The following is a 19,128-nucleotide window of genomic DNA, read 5'->3' as shown; positions in this document are numbered from 1 at the left end:
GTATTAACGCGACATTATACAGGGCCATTTGCGACTTCAACAATAGTGATAAAAAAAGGCGTACTGTTTTTACCAGTACACCTTTTGCTTTTTACTTTAGAAAGATAGATACTAAAAGCGGTACCCTATCGTCATCCTGAAGTTACGCCGTGCTTCAACGATATAATTGTAAAAGCCGCTGGCAGTAGTAGGAATAGAAGCGGCTGTAAGCAGCTGCTGGTTATCCAGCAGGTTATTCACCAGCAGGGAAACATTATACTTTCCTTTCACATAGCTCAGACCCGCATCGGTACGGAAATAATTGGGTATACTGAACACCCTGGTAGCACTTCCCACATACCGGTCTGCCATCCACTGAATTCCTCCCGTTACGCCAAAGCCATTTAAAAATCCTTTACCAATGCGATAGTTCAGCCAGGCATTAGTAATGTGCGTGGCTGTATTCGGCGTTATATTACCTACTGTTTTGATGATGGCCGTTGGCGCTTCCTTAGAGATTTTTGAATCGGTGTAAGCGTAGTTCAAAGTAGCATTCAACCCCGGCAATATTTCCCCGTTAATATCTATTTCCACACCTTTGGTAAGTGTTTTCCCCAGCGTGTTCCTGTACGTTGGCGCCGCGACTGTCCTTTATATCCAGGTTCACCACTGAGTTCTGCCGGGCAATGCGGTATACGGTAGCCGATGCCACCCATTTACCATCAAACCATTCCTTCTTCACCCCTGCTTCCACATCTACGCCTTTGACAGGCTTAAATGCATGCTGGTTTGAGTCTGCACCAGCCACCGGTACAAACGACTGGTCAAACAAACCGTAAATAGTAGTGGATTTATCTATCGAATAGCTCAGGCCAACCCGTGGTGTAAATACATTGTCCTTAATAGCCAGCGCCTTGGTTCTGCCCACCGTTTCCGCATAGGTGAAACGCCCTGCCAGCGATAAACGCAAGCGGTTATTAAAGAAGCCCAGCTCATCCTGCGCATAGGCGGATGTGTAATTCACGGAAGTAACATAGCCACCGGCACCTGCTCTTATAGCCAAAGATTGCGTACGGTCTGTTACCGGGAACGATGCAAAAGGAATGCTGTATTCTGGATTATACACGTTGAACATTTTTCCTCCGCCCATTTTCAGATCGGAAGTTAGCTGCCTGAAATCACCCCAGAATTTTTTGTTTCCCATATCCACACCTGCCAATATCCTGTGCCGCACCGTTCCGGTATATTCCTCACCTGAAATGGAAGCCTGTGCAAAACGGTTCTGTCCTGCTTCATCCGCAATGCTGTATGTTCTGCGCATATCTCCGTTTACCGCTACACTATCGGCCCATACGCTATTAGCTACCATACTGAAATTAAAATATGCCACCTGTGCATGTGCTTCCCATTTGTCGTTAAACTTGTGATCGAAGTACAGGTATACACTATGATCTTTCAGTTTGCCCGGAGTAAAGGAAGGATCTCCATAAAAGAAATCATTGGAAATCTTTTCATCCAATAATTTATTCTTAGAAAAAACATAGTTACCATTAGCCAGGTAAGTAGCTCCCTGGTAGGTATACTCCAGTGTAACAGTCGTGCGGTCATCTACCAGGTATTTTAATACCGGTGCAAACAGGTAACGATTGTTGTAGTTATACTTGGTATAATAATCTTTTTGCTGGCCTGCTACATTCAACCGGTACAACAGCCTCCCATCCTTACTCAGTTTGCCATCTAAATCCACGGCAGCACGATAGGTACTAAAACTTCCCATGCTGATATTGACCGCACCTTTGGTAATGCCCGTCGGCTTTTTGGTAACCACATTATAAAAACCACCGGGCTCTCCGCCTGCCAGCATAAAGCCTGCCGGGCCCTTCACAAATTCAATGCGGTCAATCATAGCAGCATCTTCTGCTGTTGGCCCCCAACTGGCTTCTATGTTCATACCGTTACGGAAAGCAGGTATCTTGGAACCTCGCATCCGGATGTTGGCATACTGGTTGTCCCAATGCCCTACCCGCGTAGCACCGCTCACATTGCGCGTAATACCATCTACCAGGTCAAATGCCTGCTGATCTGCAATTATATTGGCAGATATTACCTGTATATTCTGCGGCACTTCAAGAATAGGCGTTCTCAATCGCAATGATCCGGAAAGGCTGTCATTCTTATACCTGTTCCTGGCACCACTTACAATTACTTCTTTCAGTTGCTTATCCGATGCTTCCAGTTGTAGTTTTATCTGCGCAATCTGATCTTCCTCCACAATAATTTCCTTCGACATTGTTTTATAACCGATCAGCATTACCTGCAAAGTATATTTGCCAGGCATCAGCTTCCTGAATACAAACTCACCTTTTTCATTGGTAAGAGTTCCCCTGTTCCTTTCTTTGATCTGCACCGCTACATAAGCTGCAGGCGCGCCGTCTGATGTAACTACCAGTCCCCTGATAGCGGACAATGGCTCAGCCACAGCCAACGCATTATTGGAAAAACATACAGCACATGAAAAGCATAAGAGTACCGCGATCCGGTTGATAAGTATACGCATATAGGTTAGTTAAATCAGTTTGAAAAATCAGGCGCAAAATTAGTTCATGGTATAGGTGCAAGGGTTACGGATTCGGGAAAATGGTTTACGCAATACGGAAAAAACAGGGAACGCTGCAAAAGAGAAAAGCCGCATCGTCCGGTAACGATGCGGCTTTTATTAATATAATTATCCAGCTCCCTTAATACAATACCCGGAAGCTGATGGTGTCTTTAATCTTCTTCAGTTCTTTCAAAATCCCTTTGTCATATTCACTGGCGGTATCAGTGATCACATACCCGATCGCTTTGTTGGTCATAAGGAACTGTGAAATTATATTGATACGATGATCTGCCAGTACCTGGTTTACTTTTGCCATTACACCCGGAACGTTGCGGTGAATGTGGATAAAGCGGTGCGCATTCTTCACTTCGGGCAGCTGGATATTGGGAAAGTTACTGCTCTTAAACGAATCTCCGTTGTTGATAAACCTGGCAATTCTTTTTGCCACGGATTCAGGTTTGCGGATATTGTCAAAAATCACAATCCCCATTTCCGTGCAAAGCTCCTGCGGTATATGCTTTTTGCTGTTGCCCGCGTAACCTATCACTTTTAGTTTCACCGCTTTTTTAAGCTGCTCTGCACTGATCTTCTCTCCTTCTCCCAACAACAATATCCCCGCAGCCGACAATAACTTATCATCTGTTCCTGCATGCTTAATCGTAAAGCCATCTTTCTTCAGGTACTTTACAGCAGCTTCCGGTACATCTCCTGCTACCTGGCAAATAATACGGTTCCTGGGATAGGAAATTGCGGAGGGCAGGTTATTCACATACAGGAATTCATCGAGACTTGGCGTAATATGATCTGCTTTCTCGGTAACCGACTTGCGTTCTATATTTTCTGTAAACGCATAAAATTTCTTGATCATTCCCGATTCCTTCAACTGGAAATCGGAATAACCGTCGCCGATACCATGAATTTCACCCTGGAGCTGCAATTCATGCAGCAGTTTCACTTTACCGCCTTCGTTGGAAAGAGGATTGGCAGCATCATAGCCCACTATTTTCCCTTCTTCATTAAACAAAAAAGTATTTGCGTAAATATTCTCCTTTTTGATATGAAAAGGTAACACCACCGGTGTGATAAATTCTTTAAATCCGCCGGAAACGATCAACACATCATCAGCATGATGTTTGAAAAAATTTTTATTACGGGAGAAAGAAGTGGATACCAGTTTTTTCAGATGTTTTACCAATAACTTCAGGTGGTCTTTGTTGGCCTCCAGTAATTGTACCCTGGCAGCCAGGCTTTCCCTGAAAGAAAGCTTCCCTTCCATGGCCAGGTTGGTCAGATCTTCAATCTTTTTATAAATCTGTTCTCTTTCCGGATGGTCCTGCAGGGATATGCGCGCCAGTTCATCCAATGCTTCCACCTGTGTGAAGGTGCTGTCAAAATCAATTATATAATATTTTTTGCCCACGGAACGATCATTTGGAGCACAAAAATATAAGTTTAAATAGGATTTAACAGACAATCTTGTAATTCCGGGAATTTATGTATGCCCCGGGCGTCATTATAAAGCATCCCAGCCGGGCTCATCTTCTTCATCAGGCGTTTCCTTTTCCACGGCTAATTCCGCGGTCCTTCTTTCCCCAATCTGCTGGCGCCACATGGCGTAATAGAGGCCCTTATGCTCTACCAGCTCCTCATGTGTACCTGTTTCAGCGATCTTACCTTTTTCCAGTACAATGATCCGGTCGGCATGCATGATGGTCGACAACCGGTGCGCAATCAGCACCGTGATCTGCTCCCTGCGGGCGGAAATGCTTCTTACAGTATCGGTAATCGCCTCCTCTGTAATAGAATCCAGCGCGGAAGTAGCCTCATCAAAGATCAGCAGGCGCGGGTGCCGGATCAGCGCGCGGGCAATGGAGATCCGCTGCTTTTCCCCGCCTGACAGCTTCACACCGCCCTCTCCCAGCCTGGTATAGATCCCTTTGCCGGAACGCGCCAGCAGGGCGGTACAGGAGGCCTTCTCCAGGGCTTCAATCACTTCTTCATCCGTAGCATCCGACTTTACAAACAAGAGATTCTCTTTGATAGTGCCCGCAAACAGTTGCGTATCCTGCGTTACAAATCCGATTTGCCTTCTCAGCGCATTATACCGGATATCACCTGATGGCACATCATTAAAATATATTTCTCCCTCCACAGGTTTATACAGTCCTACCAGTAATTTTACCAGGGTAGATTTCCCTGAGCCAGACGGACCAACAAACGCAATAGTATCGCCGGTTTTCACGGAAAATGAAATATGATCAATAGCATTGGAAGTAGCGGTTTTATGACGGAACACTACCTCATCAAAGCGCATCTGCCGCAAGTCGCCGATCTCCACGGGTTCCTCGGGGCGCTCTTCCACCGGGCGTTGCATGAGTTTATGAAACAGCTGCAACGATGCCTCCGCTTCTCGGTACTGGATAATGATGTTACCCAGGTCCTGCAACGGTACAAAAATAGCCGTGGTAATAAACTGCATGGTGATCAGCTCACCGGTGGTGAGTATATTCCGGAAGATCAGCCACAGCAAAATAAACAGGATGCTTTGTTTTAACACATTGAGCGTGGTGCCCTGTAAAAAAGACAACGTTCTTACCTGCCGGGTCTTTTCCATTTCCAGGTCAAAAATCTCTTTGGTAAAGGTTTTCAACCGTCTTATTTCTGGAAAGGTAAGCCCCAGGCTCTTTACCAGTTCTATATTCCGGAGAGATTCCGTAATAGCGCCCGAAAGCTGCAGGGTTTCGCGGTTGATAGCCCTTTGTACCGTTTTCATCTTCTTACTGAGCAAACCGGTGAGCCCACCCAGGAAAATAATACCGATCACAAATACCGGAATCAGCGCCCAGTGTTTGGTAATAGCGTACCAGATCAGGAAGCCCATGCCTACCAGCGAGGTAAACAAAATATTAATAAACGCAGTGATGAACCTTTCTGTATCTGTTCTTACCTTTTGTAATATAGCCAGTGTTTCGCCGCTGCGTTGTTCTTCATATTCCTCAAACGACAGCCGCAGGGTTTGTTTGAGCCCGTCGTTGAATACCTGCATACCGAACTTCTGTACCGCCAGGCGCAGGAAATATTCCTGGAAGGATTTAGCCAGCCTCGCCATCAGGGCCACCACAATGGCAACACCCAGCCAGAACAATACGCCTTTTACCAATGTCTGTTCCGGCAGTGTTTTTACATTACCTGCGTAATCATCGATGATCTTGCCGAAGATCAACGGATCTGTCATCACCAGTATCTGGCTGATACCCGCCAGTAATAAAGATAAAATGACAAGCCACCTGTGGGGCTTCAAATAGTTCCAGAGGATCTTCATATTTTAAAAATACGATAAACGAGGCACATAATACAGGTCCGCATTAAACGGCAAGAGGCCGGATCAGCGTTTGATCCGGCCTCTTCTACAGAGTTTTCAGTTAATTTTTAGCCCTGGCCGCTTTTACTTCAGCGGCCGTAACCGCACTGGCCTTGTTACCGAAATTGTTTCTTACATAAGTAAGTACATCCGCTATTTCCTGGTCTTTCAGGAAATTATGCGGGGGCATATTATTGGAATAATACTCATCATCTATCGGAACAGACGACTGCATTCCCTTTAATATAACCTGTATCAATGTTGGTTTATCGCCAAGCACAAAAGAGGTTTTGATCAACGGAGGATTTAAATGCGGTACACCGCTGCCATCTACCTGGTGGCAGGTAAGGCAATACTGTTCATACACTTTTTTTCCCCTGGCTGCAGCGCTGCCGGAATTGGGCTTTTTTGTTTGTGCAGATAAAAAAGAAAGTGTTGTACTAAGTACAACACCTGTTAAAATGATCTTCTTCATACCATATCATTATTTACCACTGTAGGTGATCTTGTAAACCGTTCCTTTCACATCGTCTGTTACATACAGGGAACCATCGGGGCCCTGTGCCAGTCCGCAGGGGCGGTGCTTTGCCTGGCCCGGCGACTGGATATCCGGCACGCCGGCAAAATCATCTGCAAAAATTTCCCATTCGCCGGATGGCTTACCATCTTTAAATGGCACAAAGGCTACGAAATAACCCTTTTGTCCTTTCTGACGGTTCCAGGAACCATGAAAGGCAATAAAGGCGCCGTTCTTATATTTTGCAGGGAACTGGCTGCCGGTGTAGAATAATAAACCGTTGGGCGCCATGTGCGCAGGGAATGCCACCACCGGGTCAATTGCGTTTTCGCCACCTGTTTTCTTCCCATCGCCGCCATATTCAGGCGCCAGTATTTTTTTATGCTGCTGTCCATCGTAATAAATATAAGGCCAGCCGGCATCGTCTCCTTTCTTCAGGGCATACATGCATTCCGCAGGCAATTCGTTGCCTTGTTGCAGGCTGTAATATTCAGGAAACATATCAAACAGGCCATCTCTTCCATGCTGCATTACAAACAACTGGTTATCCTGTGTGTTCCAGTCAAGCCCCACCACGTTACGGAGACCGGTAGCATAACGCGTACCATCGCCATACGTCTGGTTTTGCTTATTTGCGCGGAACTGCCAGATCCCTGCTGCGGAATCACGGATAGGGCATCCTTCTATTCCTTTGGACCCTTTTGCGCGATCCTGTACCTGGCAGGAATTGGAATAAGCCCCGATGTTCACATAAATATTGCCTTCGTTATCCAGCGTTAAAGATTTGGATTCGTGCTGGTGGCGGTTAATCAACCCCGTTACGATCTTCTCCGGCTGATCGGGATTGATCACTTCAAATTTATCATTCAGGGCGTAGCGGTATACTTCCTCATCGGAGGAGGCATACAGGTATTTGTCTTTAATCACCATGCCGGTCCCCCGGTAGGTGCCAAAGGTTTTTATGTCCTTTCCATGTATAACCGCAATGGCTTTTCCCGGTTTTGAAGTCTGTATTTTTACATAGACATCCCCCAGCGGTGTTACCGCTATATGGCGGGCGGCGCCCAGGTTTTCCGCTATTGCGGTGGCCTTAAAGCCGGCAGGCAGCTTCAGCCCTGCATTGCCGGGATCTGCTGCTGGACGGCGAATGGCACTGCTGTCACCGTTATTGGCCAGGCCCTGAACAGATAACAGGGTCATCACGGACAAACATCCCAGGAGAACTATTCGTGTTTTCATGATTTTCTATTTACAATGATTGATGAGGGGATATTTAAACTTACCCTGTAAAAATAATAAGGTTTTTATGGAATCCGTAATTTATGGATGAATGGCATTAGCTCCTGGCAACCAGGGATACATAATATTTCATCAGGTAATGATAAATTACCAGCTCATGTAAACGTACATTGGCTGTAAACATCCGGTTCAGGAACATGTGCAGGTAATGAGGTGGTAATTCCGTTATTGCATTCTGCTGTATAGTTTGCAGGTCCTGAATAATATCCTTCCATGCCATCGCACGCTTTATGAATGCTTTGCGCGCCCCATCGGGCAACGTATAATCGTGTGCGTTATCCAGCAGCACTGCATTGATCAGTCTCTTGTGTGTACGGTATTTATTGTTTAGCTGCAATAGCAATGCGGCATTCCCATGATGTTCTGAAAAGAACTGTTGCTGCAGCTGCTGCAGCAGTTTCATTTTCATCATTGGTGTATAGCCAAAACTGTTCAATAACTCATCAGCTCCTTTTAATGCCAGCAGCCAGCGCTCCTTGTTTTCGGCACCGCCAATGGTTTGCAACAGCTGCAGCACCGCTTCACTGTCGTGAAAAAAGAAAGCTTCGCTATGTTCCATTAAAGCCGGGCCATAACGCTCCAGTTCGCGTACATAGGTATCCAGTTGTATTTTCCGGACAATGTCGTTGTTAAGATAAGGATGTAATATTTCTTCTACCCGCTGCATCACCATGCTGCTGTGCTGATGATATTGTGGAAGATGAAAGCGGAGCCGTATATGATGATCCGGATCCTGGTACCTGGTAAAGAACCAACGGTCCGTTATCCCAGCCAGCTGCAATTCCCTGGTCAGGGGTTGCAATACTTTCAGCAGCAGCTTATCCATCCATTTAGGGCCACAATATATTTTGATATACATCCATTCGCTGCCAGGGGCAAAGCTACGCTGCAGGCCTGTTGCGGACGGCACTGCCGTTAAACCGGCAGGCGGCTGCCAGACGGTATTACATAGCGGTATAATAATTTCATTGCAGAAAGCACCCTGTTCATTTACAGACAGGCGGGTGGTTTCATTAAACAGGCATTCATATAATATTACGTTTCCTTTCTTCAGTTTATCGGTCAGCAACATGCGGCCAAAAGCGCTGGTGAAATCTATCAGCAGGTCGTTATCCCCTTCTGCCAGCTGTACATGCCGGGGCAATTGGCGTTGCTCTTTTAAAAGCAGTAATGCATCATCAGCCGGATGAGATGCCAGCAGTGATTCAAAGGCTTCGCGGGTCAGGTACCACCTGGCTCTTTCCAGGATTACTTCATGGTATACCACCCTGGGAAGAAAAGGCTCCTCCTGTAATATTCCCCAGTTCCACTGCACAGAAAAGGCGTCCTGCTGTTGCAGATCGCACAAAAATTTATAGACGGATAGCCCACGGGTAAAATTATGAGCGCTGGTGAGCCGGGGTACTACTTCTTTCTGCCATCGCTGCGAACGCAATATCACCCGGTTGTTTCGCACACTTACCAGCAGATCGCTTACCGGCAATTGGAAATCCTCAGGCAGACTGCTCTTTCCCAGGAACGGTATTTCATAATCGTACAGGGAAGGCCGTAGCAGAACATTTCCTATACGGCCTTCCGGCAGATGCACAATTTCTGCCAGCAGCCTGTCTTTCTCCAACAACTGCTCCTTTCTAGTAAGATCGCGTAACAGGTTTTCCAGCCCTGGGTTACCAGCGGCAAACCGGCCCATCAGGGCCAGGGCATTGGGGCCATGACAGGCTTTGAGTAAAAAACTGAAGTTGCCATTATCCATATCGGCCGCAGTAGCAGCTATCAGTGAGCCCATAAGGCAAAGGAAAGGGGGTAATTCCGGTTGGTCTGTACCCGCCGCCAGTTCGTCCAGGTCTGCATCCGTTAGCGAAATTACGGCTGCCTGCGAGGCCCGGGACGCAAGGAAATGCTTTAATACAAACTTCGTTTGGGCGTTCCAGTTAACCATGCTGTCCTTTTTCCCCGCAGGCATAACAAGATCGTCTATAAGGGGGGTATAGCTGGCATATTCCCCGGTTGCTACACCATATCCGATTCCTGATTCGCTATCCAGCGCCATCATCAGGGGGATTTCCCGCTGATCATACTGCCGGAGAAATCTTTCTTTGAACTGCTGCAGGTCGCCACCGGCACCCGGATTGCCGAATACACGCAACCATTCCAACCGTTGCATCAGGGTATTGATAACGGTTTCAGCCAGGCGGACGGAATCGGGCTTAAAAAAAAGATCCACCTGTATAGGATCTTTGGCGCCCAGGGCCGGAAAATGTGAAGCGAGGATATCAATCGCTTCCAGGTAGCTACTTATGCCCTCTGCAGGTTGCTGTAAAAGCTGCTGTACCCGTTGTAATGCAGGCACACAAGCCGGAACAGGACTCAGGGCCTGCAGGCTTCCGATCAGTTTACCCAGGTTGTCGCCACCGGTAATTTGTGGTGATAAGTCGGCTACCAGTATCTGGTTGTGGATGAGGGTTTCAATAAAAGCCCGGGCTTCCGCATCCGGGATATCCATGCCCGTTAATACAGCAATCAGCCCTGGCAGGTCTGTTCCTTTGCGGGCGGCTGCCAGCAGCGCTTCCGTATAATCATTCTGTGAAAAGGCACTGAGAAAATAATGCCGTCTTTTATCGCGTAGCTGGTACTCAAAATACCGGTAGCCGCCGCCGGAGCGGTATAAACTATTGTTGGGGAAATAGTGCAGTTGGTTGCCAATTTCAGGCAGCCGGGTCAGTGCCCCCATCAGTTCGGATAAATACGCCATATCCAGCCTGGCCACCGGCTGATGCTGCTGTATGGCCGGGGCCGGCAGCTGTGTAGGACCTGTATGAATATACCCCGTACTGCATCCGGCGAATAAACCGTAGGGAGTACAGCGGGTGCTCATCCTCAGCAGATAGCGATACAGGGCGAGCGGTAGTTTCAGGGAATTATCTGCTGCCGGCAGCCACTTCATCATTTCAGTATACAGTTCCGGGCTGGCAAGGAAAACAGCTTCCTGTAGTAACGGGCGGGAATATATTTTCCGGAGGGCAGCTACAAAAGCGTCCTGGTCATTGGAAGTGTTACGGTGAAGTTGCAACACTTCTTCATATGACAATAATGGCATTCTCAATAAAAAGAAATCGCAGATACGCAGACGGGACATACATGACGGGCATACTTACTTTAGTGGGAAAGCCAGGCTTCCCTGCTTCGTATGCCTGAATAAAGATAAAATGTTTTCAGGATCTCAGGTAACTGCTATTTTGACACCCGGAATCACTCTTTCCATTTCATCTACAAATTTTTTGTAACTGGCGGGTTTACCCAGGTAACCCTGTCTTTCTTCCCGGCAAAGATGTTGTACCTCACGACTGGAATAGGCAGTAACAAGAATAAAAACACAGTCCTTTTTCAGAAACTGCGCTATAATTTCCCTTGTATTGCCTCTCAGGTTAACATCCAAAAAAACAACATCCACTTTTCTTTCAGCGATCAGGCTTTCCACAGTATCCAGCTCTGATGCTTTTTTTACAAGTTTCAGATAGGAGGTTCTTTGGATATAGCTTTCCAGTATATCTAATGCCAGAGGCTCGTCATCTACTATGGCACATCTGTATTGCATTTCTGACCAAAGGGGTTAATCAATTAGGAATAATAATCAAATTTGTTTTAAGATCTAGCGTACAAAACCTCCTGTTAAAGTAGTAGGAGTAGTCGGAATACTGGATGGTATTGTTACTGCTCCTTCATTCTTGGAAGCCCTTATGTTTTCTATTGTATTTATATCAGCTTTTGAAATAATTTCCTTTTCTAAAATTAACATAGGGCGGCGATTCACAGACAATTTGTTTTCCAACATAAAATATGCATTTAAAGTGACCTGATCTATAAATCCACAACCGAAGCTCGCCCAATGATCCCAAATATCATATTTTATTAGACATAATTGCACATTTCTTCGACAAACCGACCGGGTTGAGTCTATTGCTATTCATCCTCCTCATCGTTATAGTTAGCAATGCCAAGCAGGCGCTTAAGGTCCTGCCGGGAAGCTTTGGAGATGATCACAGATTGACCGTTAACCACTTCCACTGTATTCCCCATGATGGATTTAATGGCCTGGAGCCGTACAATATATGATTTATGGATGCGCATAAACTGGTCGGGCGGCAAAATGTCTTCTATGGCCTTCATCCGCATGTAGGTGATAATATTTTTTTCCCTGCACACGATCTTTATATAGTCTTTCATCCCTTCCACGTAATAAATATCGTCGAAAAGGATCTTTGTCAGCTTGTTATTGTCTTTTACAAACAGGTGATTGGTAACCTGGGCTTTGGGTTTGGCTGTTTCAGCAGCTGTTGGCTGCCATCGCTGGCTGATGTGGGCCCGTGCTTTATTTACCGCTTTAAGGAAGCGGTCAAAAGATATGGGTTTCACCAGGTAATCTACCGCATCCAGTTCAAATCCCGCAATGGCATGATCCTTTGAGGCGGTAGTAAAAATTACAACAGGTGGGTTGCTCAAAGAACGGATCATTTCAATACCATTAATATTGGGCATCTGGATGTCGGAGAACAGCAGGTCTACAGGCTGCCGTTGCAGTTCATTGATTGCATCAAAGGCGTTTTCGCAAAAAGCTACAGGTTGCAGATAAGGCACCCTTCCAATGTAATTTTCCATCAGATCCCTCGCAAACGGCTCATCGTCCACTACAAGGCAGGTAATTACTTGATCCATATTTTTCTAATTCAGCGTTAGTGTCAAGACAACTTTGTAATATTCGGGATTATTTTCAATAAATAAAATGTGTTGATCAGGATATAACAGAATAAGCCTTTTACGGGTGTTGCTCAATCCGATCCCTCCAGCTATCTTTTTGCCTTCCGGCAGCTCTCCTTTGCTGTTTGAAATTTCAAATTTCAGTTTGTTATCTGATACGTCCATTGATGCATGGATCCAGCATTTATCTGTTGTGGTGCTATGTGAATATTTAAAGGCATTTTCTACAAAAGGGAACATTAATAATGGCGCTATCTGGTAACCATCCATTTTTTCTGTATCGCAATCGAAGCGTATACTGGCGTTTTTTCCATAGCGCACACTTTCCAGCTCTATGTAGTTTTTTAAGAACTCTGCTTCCAGGTGCAGCGGCACCATTTCCGTGTTGGAATCGTAGAGTGTATAGCGCATCATTTCCGACAGGTGCATAATCAAGTCTGATGCCAGCGAATCGTTCCTGATAGATAGTGAATAAATATTATTCAACGTATTGAACAGGAAATGCGGATTGAGCTGGGAACGGAGAAAATCTACTTCCAGGTTCAGGTTATCCCGTTCCAGCCTCAACGTCCGGGTAGACGCACGGATAATATCCAGGATCAGCTTGAGTGACATAGGTGGCGCTACAGTCATCAATACAGGAAGAAAGATTTTAAAGAGGTGATTAGGTGAAAAAGTATCAACCCATCCCGCATTTACTACTCTTACCAGGAAACTTTTCAGCGCGCTATCCGTAATATCCAGAAAAACAACCGCATACAATGAACAAAGATAATTGATGATAGACCAGAACAAAAAAGGTATCAGCAAAAATAATATCGTCAGAAAGAAATAGCCCTTAAGTAAAACTTTGGGTATAATAAAGTAAAAAACAATGTAAAAGAAAAACATTGCGCCCAGAATATTGCGGACCACAAACACCAGGCTGGCGCTTATTGATACCCCGAAACTTGAGCTTAGCAGAAAAGCATATAATAATGCCATGCATCCCCACATAAGCACATGGGCCCATATCCTTACTCTAGTTCCATAATACTTATCAGATAGGAAAAAAGAAAACCATTCCATGAGCTTCCGGCTGATATCAGGCGGCTCTCCGTTGGTCTTACGTCTGAAAAAAGCTAGCATCGTATCCCTGAATATAAATAATTTACAGTAAGCAGGAAGCAAGTAAAATAAAAATACTTTACGAATCTGAATTTTATTTTATCATATAAATTATTACTATTATACAAATAGTACTTCCTTTCTATAACTTACACATTATGAATGCCTTCCGGAATCTCTCAAAGTACACAATGTTGGACACAACCGCATTTTTGTCGCGTTTATTAGTCAATTCATCTAATAAGTTTAATTACCAGTTATTAAATGCTGACTTTTGAGATGTAAGCCTGAATATATTCGTTGGCTAAGCTCTTTGCCGTTACAAATTCTACAAAAACAATGATGAAAGTGCAGTCCGCTGCATAAAAGATATCTTTCATCCATTGTTGTTACCATTGTCACTTTAAAAACTGACATTCGATTTATTAATAATATTACACCAATCTGGTCAGAAAACCTAGCGAATTTTGTCCCTTGTGAACTCCAAAAAGACTACAGCCGAGGGTAAGAACATCTACCTGCTAATACTATTCTATTCTATGGAAACACTATGAATTTCCCCCTTACAGCTCTAAAGAGATAGGCAATTTGTCTATCTCTTTTTAATATATAACACCTGCTGCCAGAGCAGCAGCAAACTCATCACTAATAACAGCAGGTAACCAACCGGCTTATGATAATAAAGTCCCTGGCATAACCTGGCTAAGCCGGCCACAAATAATACAATCATCCATCTTCTTAAAAAAAGGGAAAAAACGGCGAATTTCCGGGATAATAATAATGTGAAGTACCCAGTGATAATGCCGGTGCCATAGAAAACCAGGAATTCCTTCCCATTAATGGCAAAAGGATTCCACTGCAATGTAACATGGTAAACATATAGGAAGGGTAAAGAAAAAATGCCGGCAGCGAGAATATAAACGAATAGTACCCGGGGAAACATATTATTTTTCATAGCTCATTTTTTAGATCAGGACCCACAGCCTCCACACCCACCTCCGCACCCGCTGCCGCAACTGCTTCCACAACTGCTACCACAACTGCTGCCACCGCTACAGCCACTTCCACTGGTATCAACATCGCCGTCCGCTTTCGTCTTTTTGTCTTTATTACTTCCCGTAAGGAGAAATGCAAACAGCATTAGCACTGCCATAAAACCGAAGAAAGAACCATTGTTACCTGTACAACCGGTAAAGAAAAAGAAAGAAAAGAAGAGGGGAAGGATTAACCAGCGCCGGGGAAACAGGTTAAAGCGCATGAACAGGGAAGAAAAAATAAGGGGGGATTTATTTAACCAGATAGCCTCCGGGGGATCTTCTCCAAAACACTGCCGGTACAGCTGCAGCGTATCCTCCTGCCAGGCGGCATGCTTCCGTTTCTCTGCCATCCCTCCACCGGAAGGGAAGTGGTGGATCTTTCTGCCCAATGTTTTCTCACAAAATACTTCCCAGTAATTCTGCGTGTAAAGCAAATGCTGATGCCAGACCTTATCTACAATCCCGGAGGGAGAAGCACCCGTTGGAGAAATACAGCAAAGATAAATAAACCGCTTATACTCCTGTATCGCCTGCCTTGTGAAAGTCTCACTCCAGCCTTGTTCCCCGGCCAGCTTCTTTGAAAACGGCAGCTTTATGCCTGGTTCATCCAAAGGGAAGTTATTGATCTTTTCCCATAGCAATTTACCTGGTGATAAAGCTATGAACTGGTTGTTTTTCATCATCATAATTTCATCTTTTTGTTACCACTAAGATGAAATTATCTAAGAATACAAAAGTCTTGCACGTATCTTACGCCGACCTGTTTCCGTATTATAATCGTATTATTATAAGCAGGACAGAACTGCCGGCAAATTATACCGCTTATCAATTCTTAAAAAAGATAAGCCGGGAAGAGATTTCAAAAACAGAATTGAGCCGTGATGTAAACCAGAAGTTTATCCACTTCATTAACCATCAACGATGGTCTATATAACAGAATACGGGTTTTGCTATAAACTTAAAGCAGGGGATGCAGCTTAAGACCTACACTGGGAATATAGGTTGGGCAACAAAAGAGCACCCAGAAAAGGGATAATTATAACCTCCTATGCAATTACATCTTTATTATGAACAACTCTACGTTTAACCGTCAACGTGATTTCATCGCCGGCTGAAAAACCTGGACTCCTACAGCTTGCCTAAGCATATCCCGGTATACCCGAAAAACACTGAGCAGAAGGATTATGCAGCACTAACGGCCAGGGTTGAACGACAATTGCACCCAGGGGCTTTCGGGCGCAGTTAACAGGTATTCCATATTATTACGCAGGATATCAAAGCTGCCCATTTCCACACCGTTCCATACACAACGGGCAAACTGGTAGGAAACGGAAAGCTGTTTCCAGGAAGTATAGGTACGTTTAATCAGCGGAACACAGGCCAGGATATACTCATTTGACTGCTCATAACTGGTATAACCGGCATCATACCCAAGGCGGCTGAGGTTTATAATGCGGGCAAAGTCCCAGATAAGCATATCCGGCTGCAGGTTTTCACTGATCAGTTTTCGCTTTCTGAAAAGGTCAAGCGCATCGCGGGTATTACGCAGACGTTCCATCACTACAGCCTCTTCAAGCTCATTGGTAGCAATGTGTTCTCTCAGAAAGGCCTTACTTTCTTTCATAGATACCGCATTGATGGCCTGCCAGATAATATCATATTCTATCCGGTGGCCGCTTTCCATTAACCAGCCCAGCTTTTCCTGCAATGTAGCGGTATCCCTTATGTCCCACCATTCCAACAACTGCTCACGGCATTGTTCCTTACCGGCGCCGGTGCCAAGATCGTTCAGGTACTGGCGGTTTACAAAGGCAACATCCGCCCCGCAGGCAACGGCCCATTGCTGTGCGGCATCCAGCCTGCTGTGCTGATTCAGATATATGACCGGCGGATGTTCATCTCCATCGGTTACATCTGCATCATCGCCTGAAAATAACTGGTTGAATTGTTTCACACTATCCTTATAAAGGGCTGGCCAATCAGACCGGCTAGCCGGGTGTGCCAGTTGCTGCTTGTACATGGCAATAGCTTCTTCACTAAGGCCCATGTTACGCAGTTGCTGCTCCATATAGTGCTGCTGATCCATCAGGATTGGTTAAGGGTTCGGTTAAAATGAGCTTATTCCTGGTATTTACGGATAAAACCGGGGTAAAGATTTTTCTTTAGGTACAGCAAATATAGATAATGTTCTGATACGTATCTCTTATTTAGGAAAAAGTAAGCTCAATAACCGCTTGAGAGAAGGCCGTATATGGCCCCCGGAATAAAGTGAAATACACGTTTACCCGTTACCGGTAGTGCCTTCAGTTCCCGGCTGGCGCGCACCTGCATCTTGCTGTTCACTGGCTGCAGGCCGGCGGGTATATACAAAATAAAAGGGATGCTGTGATACAACATCCCTGTCACTATAACTATCTTCTAACATTAAAACGTTTTGTCGCGCTTATCAACTTTGCCTCTGCGGTTATGCGGTCTGGGCCTTCTTGGCGGGGCCTTTGGCATATCGGGGTTGGCACTGTTGGCTTCCATCAGGGCCGCCTCTTCAAACGGATGTGACACAGATGGAATCGTTTGCCGGATAAGTTTGTTGATGCTGTGGAGATATGGCCTTTCAGTGGTATCACAGAAAGAAAGCGCATAACCTGCTGCACCTGCCCTACCGGTTCTGCCTATACGATGTACGTAAGTTTCAGACACGTTTGGCAGATCGTAATTGATTACATGCTCCAGTGAATCCACATCAATTCCTCTGGCGGCAATATCCGTAGCTACCAATACACGCAGGCGGCCGCTCTTAAAATTGTTCAGGGTATTCTGACGGGAAGCCTGCGATTTATCACCATGCAGGGCATCCGCATTGATATTGCATTTCTTCAGGTTTTTAGCGATCCTGTCGGCGCCATGCTTGGTTTGCGTAAACACGATGGTACGCTCAATACGGCGGTCTCTCAGAATCGTTTCCAGCAGGGACTGTTTATCTTTCTTCTTTACAAAATAAACAGATTGTTCGATCCTTTCTGCGGTGGAAGATACCGGTGTAATGGTAACTTTCTCCGGTTTATAAAGCAAGGAGTTAGCCAGTTGCGCAATGCTTGGCGGCATAGTAGCCGAAAAGAAAAGCGTTTGGCGTTGCTGTGGCAGTTCCCTGATCACCTTCTTGATATCGTTGATAAAGCCCATATCCAACATACGGTCGGCTTCATCCAATACAAATATTTCCAGGTGACTGAGGTATATATACCCCTGGTTCATCAGGTCGAGCAAACGGCCTGGCGTAGCAATGAGGATATCGGTTCCGTTACGCAGGGCAATGGTTTGCCTGTGCTGGGGAACACCACCATAGATCACATCATGTTTCAGACCAGTGTGTTTGCCATAAGCGGCAAAACTTTCATCGATCTGCACCGCCAGCTCCCTGGTAGGTGTGAGGATCAGTGTACGGATATGTTTAAAGCCCTGTTTTGCCGGGGTACTGTTATGTAATAACTGCAAGATGGGGATAGCAAACGCGGCCGTTTTACCGGTACCCGTTTGTGCGCAGCCGAGAAGGTCTTTCCCTTCCAATACAATAGGAATAGATTGCAATTGTATTGGAGTAGGTGTGGTGTACCCTTCGTTTTTAACTGCTTTTAAAATGGGCTCAATAAGCCCTAGTTGCTCAAATAACATATTGATATATCTGATGTAATAAATATAAAATAACGCTTCTTCGTCTTTAGCGTTATCACAATTGAGGAGAGCAGTAAAGAAAAGATTTCCGGACTGGAGAGAATAGATATTTCTGTGCTTTATGCTTTTAACTCAACAGACGGGAGCAAAGATACTGATTTTTCTCGTCAGGATGTGGATAAATTAAAAAAAAGACATATGAACCAGGTCTGCCCGGGTGCAAAAACGCCTGAAATTGCCGTTATCCGGGGATTAAACAAAAAAGGTGTATCAAAAAATAAATGAAGACACCGGGGCTTTGTTTAAACAGCGGCCGGTCCATGAGGCTCCTGATAGAGAGAGGGCATATCATACATGATATGCCTTCTCTAAAAATTTACTTTGCCGTTTCCGGTGCGGCATCGGGTTTGGTTTTTGGTTCTTCATTCCCGTGGTGGCAGGTATAGCAGGAAACCGCCATTACTTCACTGCCCTTAAAGAACTTCTTGTTGATACGTTTGGTCATCTTCATCATATCCCTGGCAGTGCCCTTATGCGGATTGGCGTCGCTGGCAAAATCCAGCTTCTTTGCATCGTCCTTTCGAGGCTCATGACAGAAATTACATTTCACACCCAGGGCGGCATTAAAGCCCCGCATTACCTTAATGAGGTCGTCGTGACTGATGTCTTTCGGTAATACCTTCAGATTAGTGGCCTTTTCCGGCTCCTGAGGCAATGCGTGTGAACATAGGGTACCGACAGCCATAAATGCCGCCACCACTACATAGCTTTTCCTGATTTTCATTGACAATGGGTTTAAATAAGT

At 45.3% G+C, this 19,128-nt stretch carries 15 protein-coding genes and 1 pseudogene; all 16 read right to left on the bottom strand.

The features are described 5' to 3' along the window. Positions 1-111: 111 nt before the first annotated feature. A pseudogene (locus ABIE50_RS08275) lies at positions 112-2,536 on the bottom strand (TonB-dependent siderophore receptor). Between the two features lie 181 nt (positions 2,537-2,717). Then, positions 2,718-3,998: an HAD-IB family phosphatase gene (locus tag ABIE50_RS08270; protein ID WP_354027924.1), complete on the bottom strand. Its 1,281-nt coding sequence runs from the start codon at positions 3,996-3,998 to the stop codon at positions 2,718-2,720. A gap of 93 nt (positions 3,999-4,091) precedes the next feature. After that, a complete protein-coding gene (locus ABIE50_RS08265) occupies positions 4,092-5,900 on the bottom strand; it encodes an ABC transporter ATP-binding protein (protein WP_209864735.1) in 1,809 nt (602 codons plus the stop codon). 100 nt (positions 5,901-6,000) lie between these two features. Further along, the gene (locus ABIE50_RS08260; protein ID WP_209864738.1) at positions 6,001-6,414 is read right to left on the bottom strand and encodes a c-type cytochrome; all 414 of its coding nucleotides are present in this window, start codon (positions 6,412-6,414) and stop codon (positions 6,001-6,003) included. Positions 6,415-6,423: 9 nt separating this feature from the next. Beyond that, positions 6,424-7,695 (bottom strand): PQQ-dependent sugar dehydrogenase, encoded by a 1,272-nt coding sequence (locus ABIE50_RS08255; protein WP_209864741.1) that lies wholly within the window; start codon positions 7,693-7,695, stop codon positions 6,424-6,426. 97 nt (positions 7,696-7,792) lie between these two features. After that, positions 7,793-10,891, bottom strand: a complete 3,099-nt coding sequence (locus ABIE50_RS08250; protein ID WP_209864745.1) for a lantibiotic dehydratase — start codon at positions 10,889-10,891, stop codon at positions 7,793-7,795. A gap of 84 nt (positions 10,892-10,975) precedes the next feature. After that, on the bottom strand, positions 10,976-11,350 hold the full coding sequence (locus ABIE50_RS08245) for a response regulator (protein WP_142683609.1): 375 nt from the start codon (positions 11,348-11,350) through the stop codon (positions 10,976-10,978). Positions 11,351-11,404: 54 nt separating this feature from the next. After that, positions 11,405-11,587, bottom strand: coding sequence for a hypothetical protein (locus ABIE50_RS08240; RefSeq protein ID WP_209864748.1), 183 nt, complete (start codon positions 11,585-11,587; stop codon positions 11,405-11,407). Between the two features lie 128 nt (positions 11,588-11,715). Then, positions 11,716-12,468 (bottom strand): LytR/AlgR family response regulator transcription factor, encoded by a 753-nt coding sequence (locus tag ABIE50_RS08235; RefSeq protein WP_209864750.1) that lies wholly within the window; start codon positions 12,466-12,468, stop codon positions 11,716-11,718. Positions 12,469-12,474: 6 nt separating this feature from the next. Next, positions 12,475-13,320, bottom strand: a complete 846-nt coding sequence (locus ABIE50_RS08230; RefSeq protein WP_209864753.1) for a sensor histidine kinase — start codon at positions 13,318-13,320, stop codon at positions 12,475-12,477. An 889-nt stretch (positions 13,321-14,209) separates the two neighbouring features. After that, positions 14,210-14,572 carry a hypothetical protein gene (locus ABIE50_RS08225; RefSeq protein ID WP_209864756.1) on the bottom strand — a complete coding sequence of 121 codons (363 nt, stop codon included), beginning with the start codon at positions 14,570-14,572 and terminating at the stop codon, positions 14,210-14,212. Between the two features lie 15 nt (positions 14,573-14,587). Further along, positions 14,588-15,340, bottom strand: a complete 753-nt coding sequence (locus ABIE50_RS08220) for a glycine-rich domain-containing protein (RefSeq protein ID WP_209864759.1) — start codon at positions 15,338-15,340, stop codon at positions 14,588-14,590. Positions 15,341-15,846: 506 nt separating this feature from the next. After that, positions 15,847-16,740, bottom strand: a complete 894-nt coding sequence (locus ABIE50_RS08215) for a DUF1266 domain-containing protein (protein ID WP_209864762.1) — start codon at positions 16,738-16,740, stop codon at positions 15,847-15,849. Between the two features lie 195 nt (positions 16,741-16,935). Next, positions 16,936-17,079, bottom strand: coding sequence for a hypothetical protein (locus ABIE50_RS08210; RefSeq protein WP_209864764.1), 144 nt, complete (start codon positions 17,077-17,079; stop codon positions 16,936-16,938). Continuing rightward, positions 17,079-18,323 (bottom strand): DEAD/DEAH box helicase, encoded by a 1,245-nt coding sequence (locus tag ABIE50_RS08205; protein WP_209864767.1) that lies wholly within the window; start codon positions 18,321-18,323, stop codon positions 17,079-17,081. Before ABIE50_RS08205 ends, ABIE50_RS08210 begins: the two co-directional genes overlap by 1 nt. 376 nt (positions 18,324-18,699) lie before the next feature. Next, the gene (locus tag ABIE50_RS08200; protein ID WP_142683616.1) at positions 18,700-19,107 is read right to left on the bottom strand and encodes a c-type cytochrome; all 408 of its coding nucleotides are present in this window, start codon (positions 19,105-19,107) and stop codon (positions 18,700-18,702) included. Positions 19,108-19,128: the final 21 nt, after the last annotated feature.

The organism is Chitinophaga sp. OAE865 (assembly GCF_040546735.1).
In the GTDB taxonomy this organism is placed as follows: domain Bacteria; phylum Bacteroidota; class Bacteroidia; order Chitinophagales; family Chitinophagaceae; genus Chitinophaga; species Chitinophaga polysaccharea_A.
The sequence above is the reverse complement of the archived record's forward strand: the minus strand, read 5'-3'. Positions and strand labels throughout refer to the sequence as shown.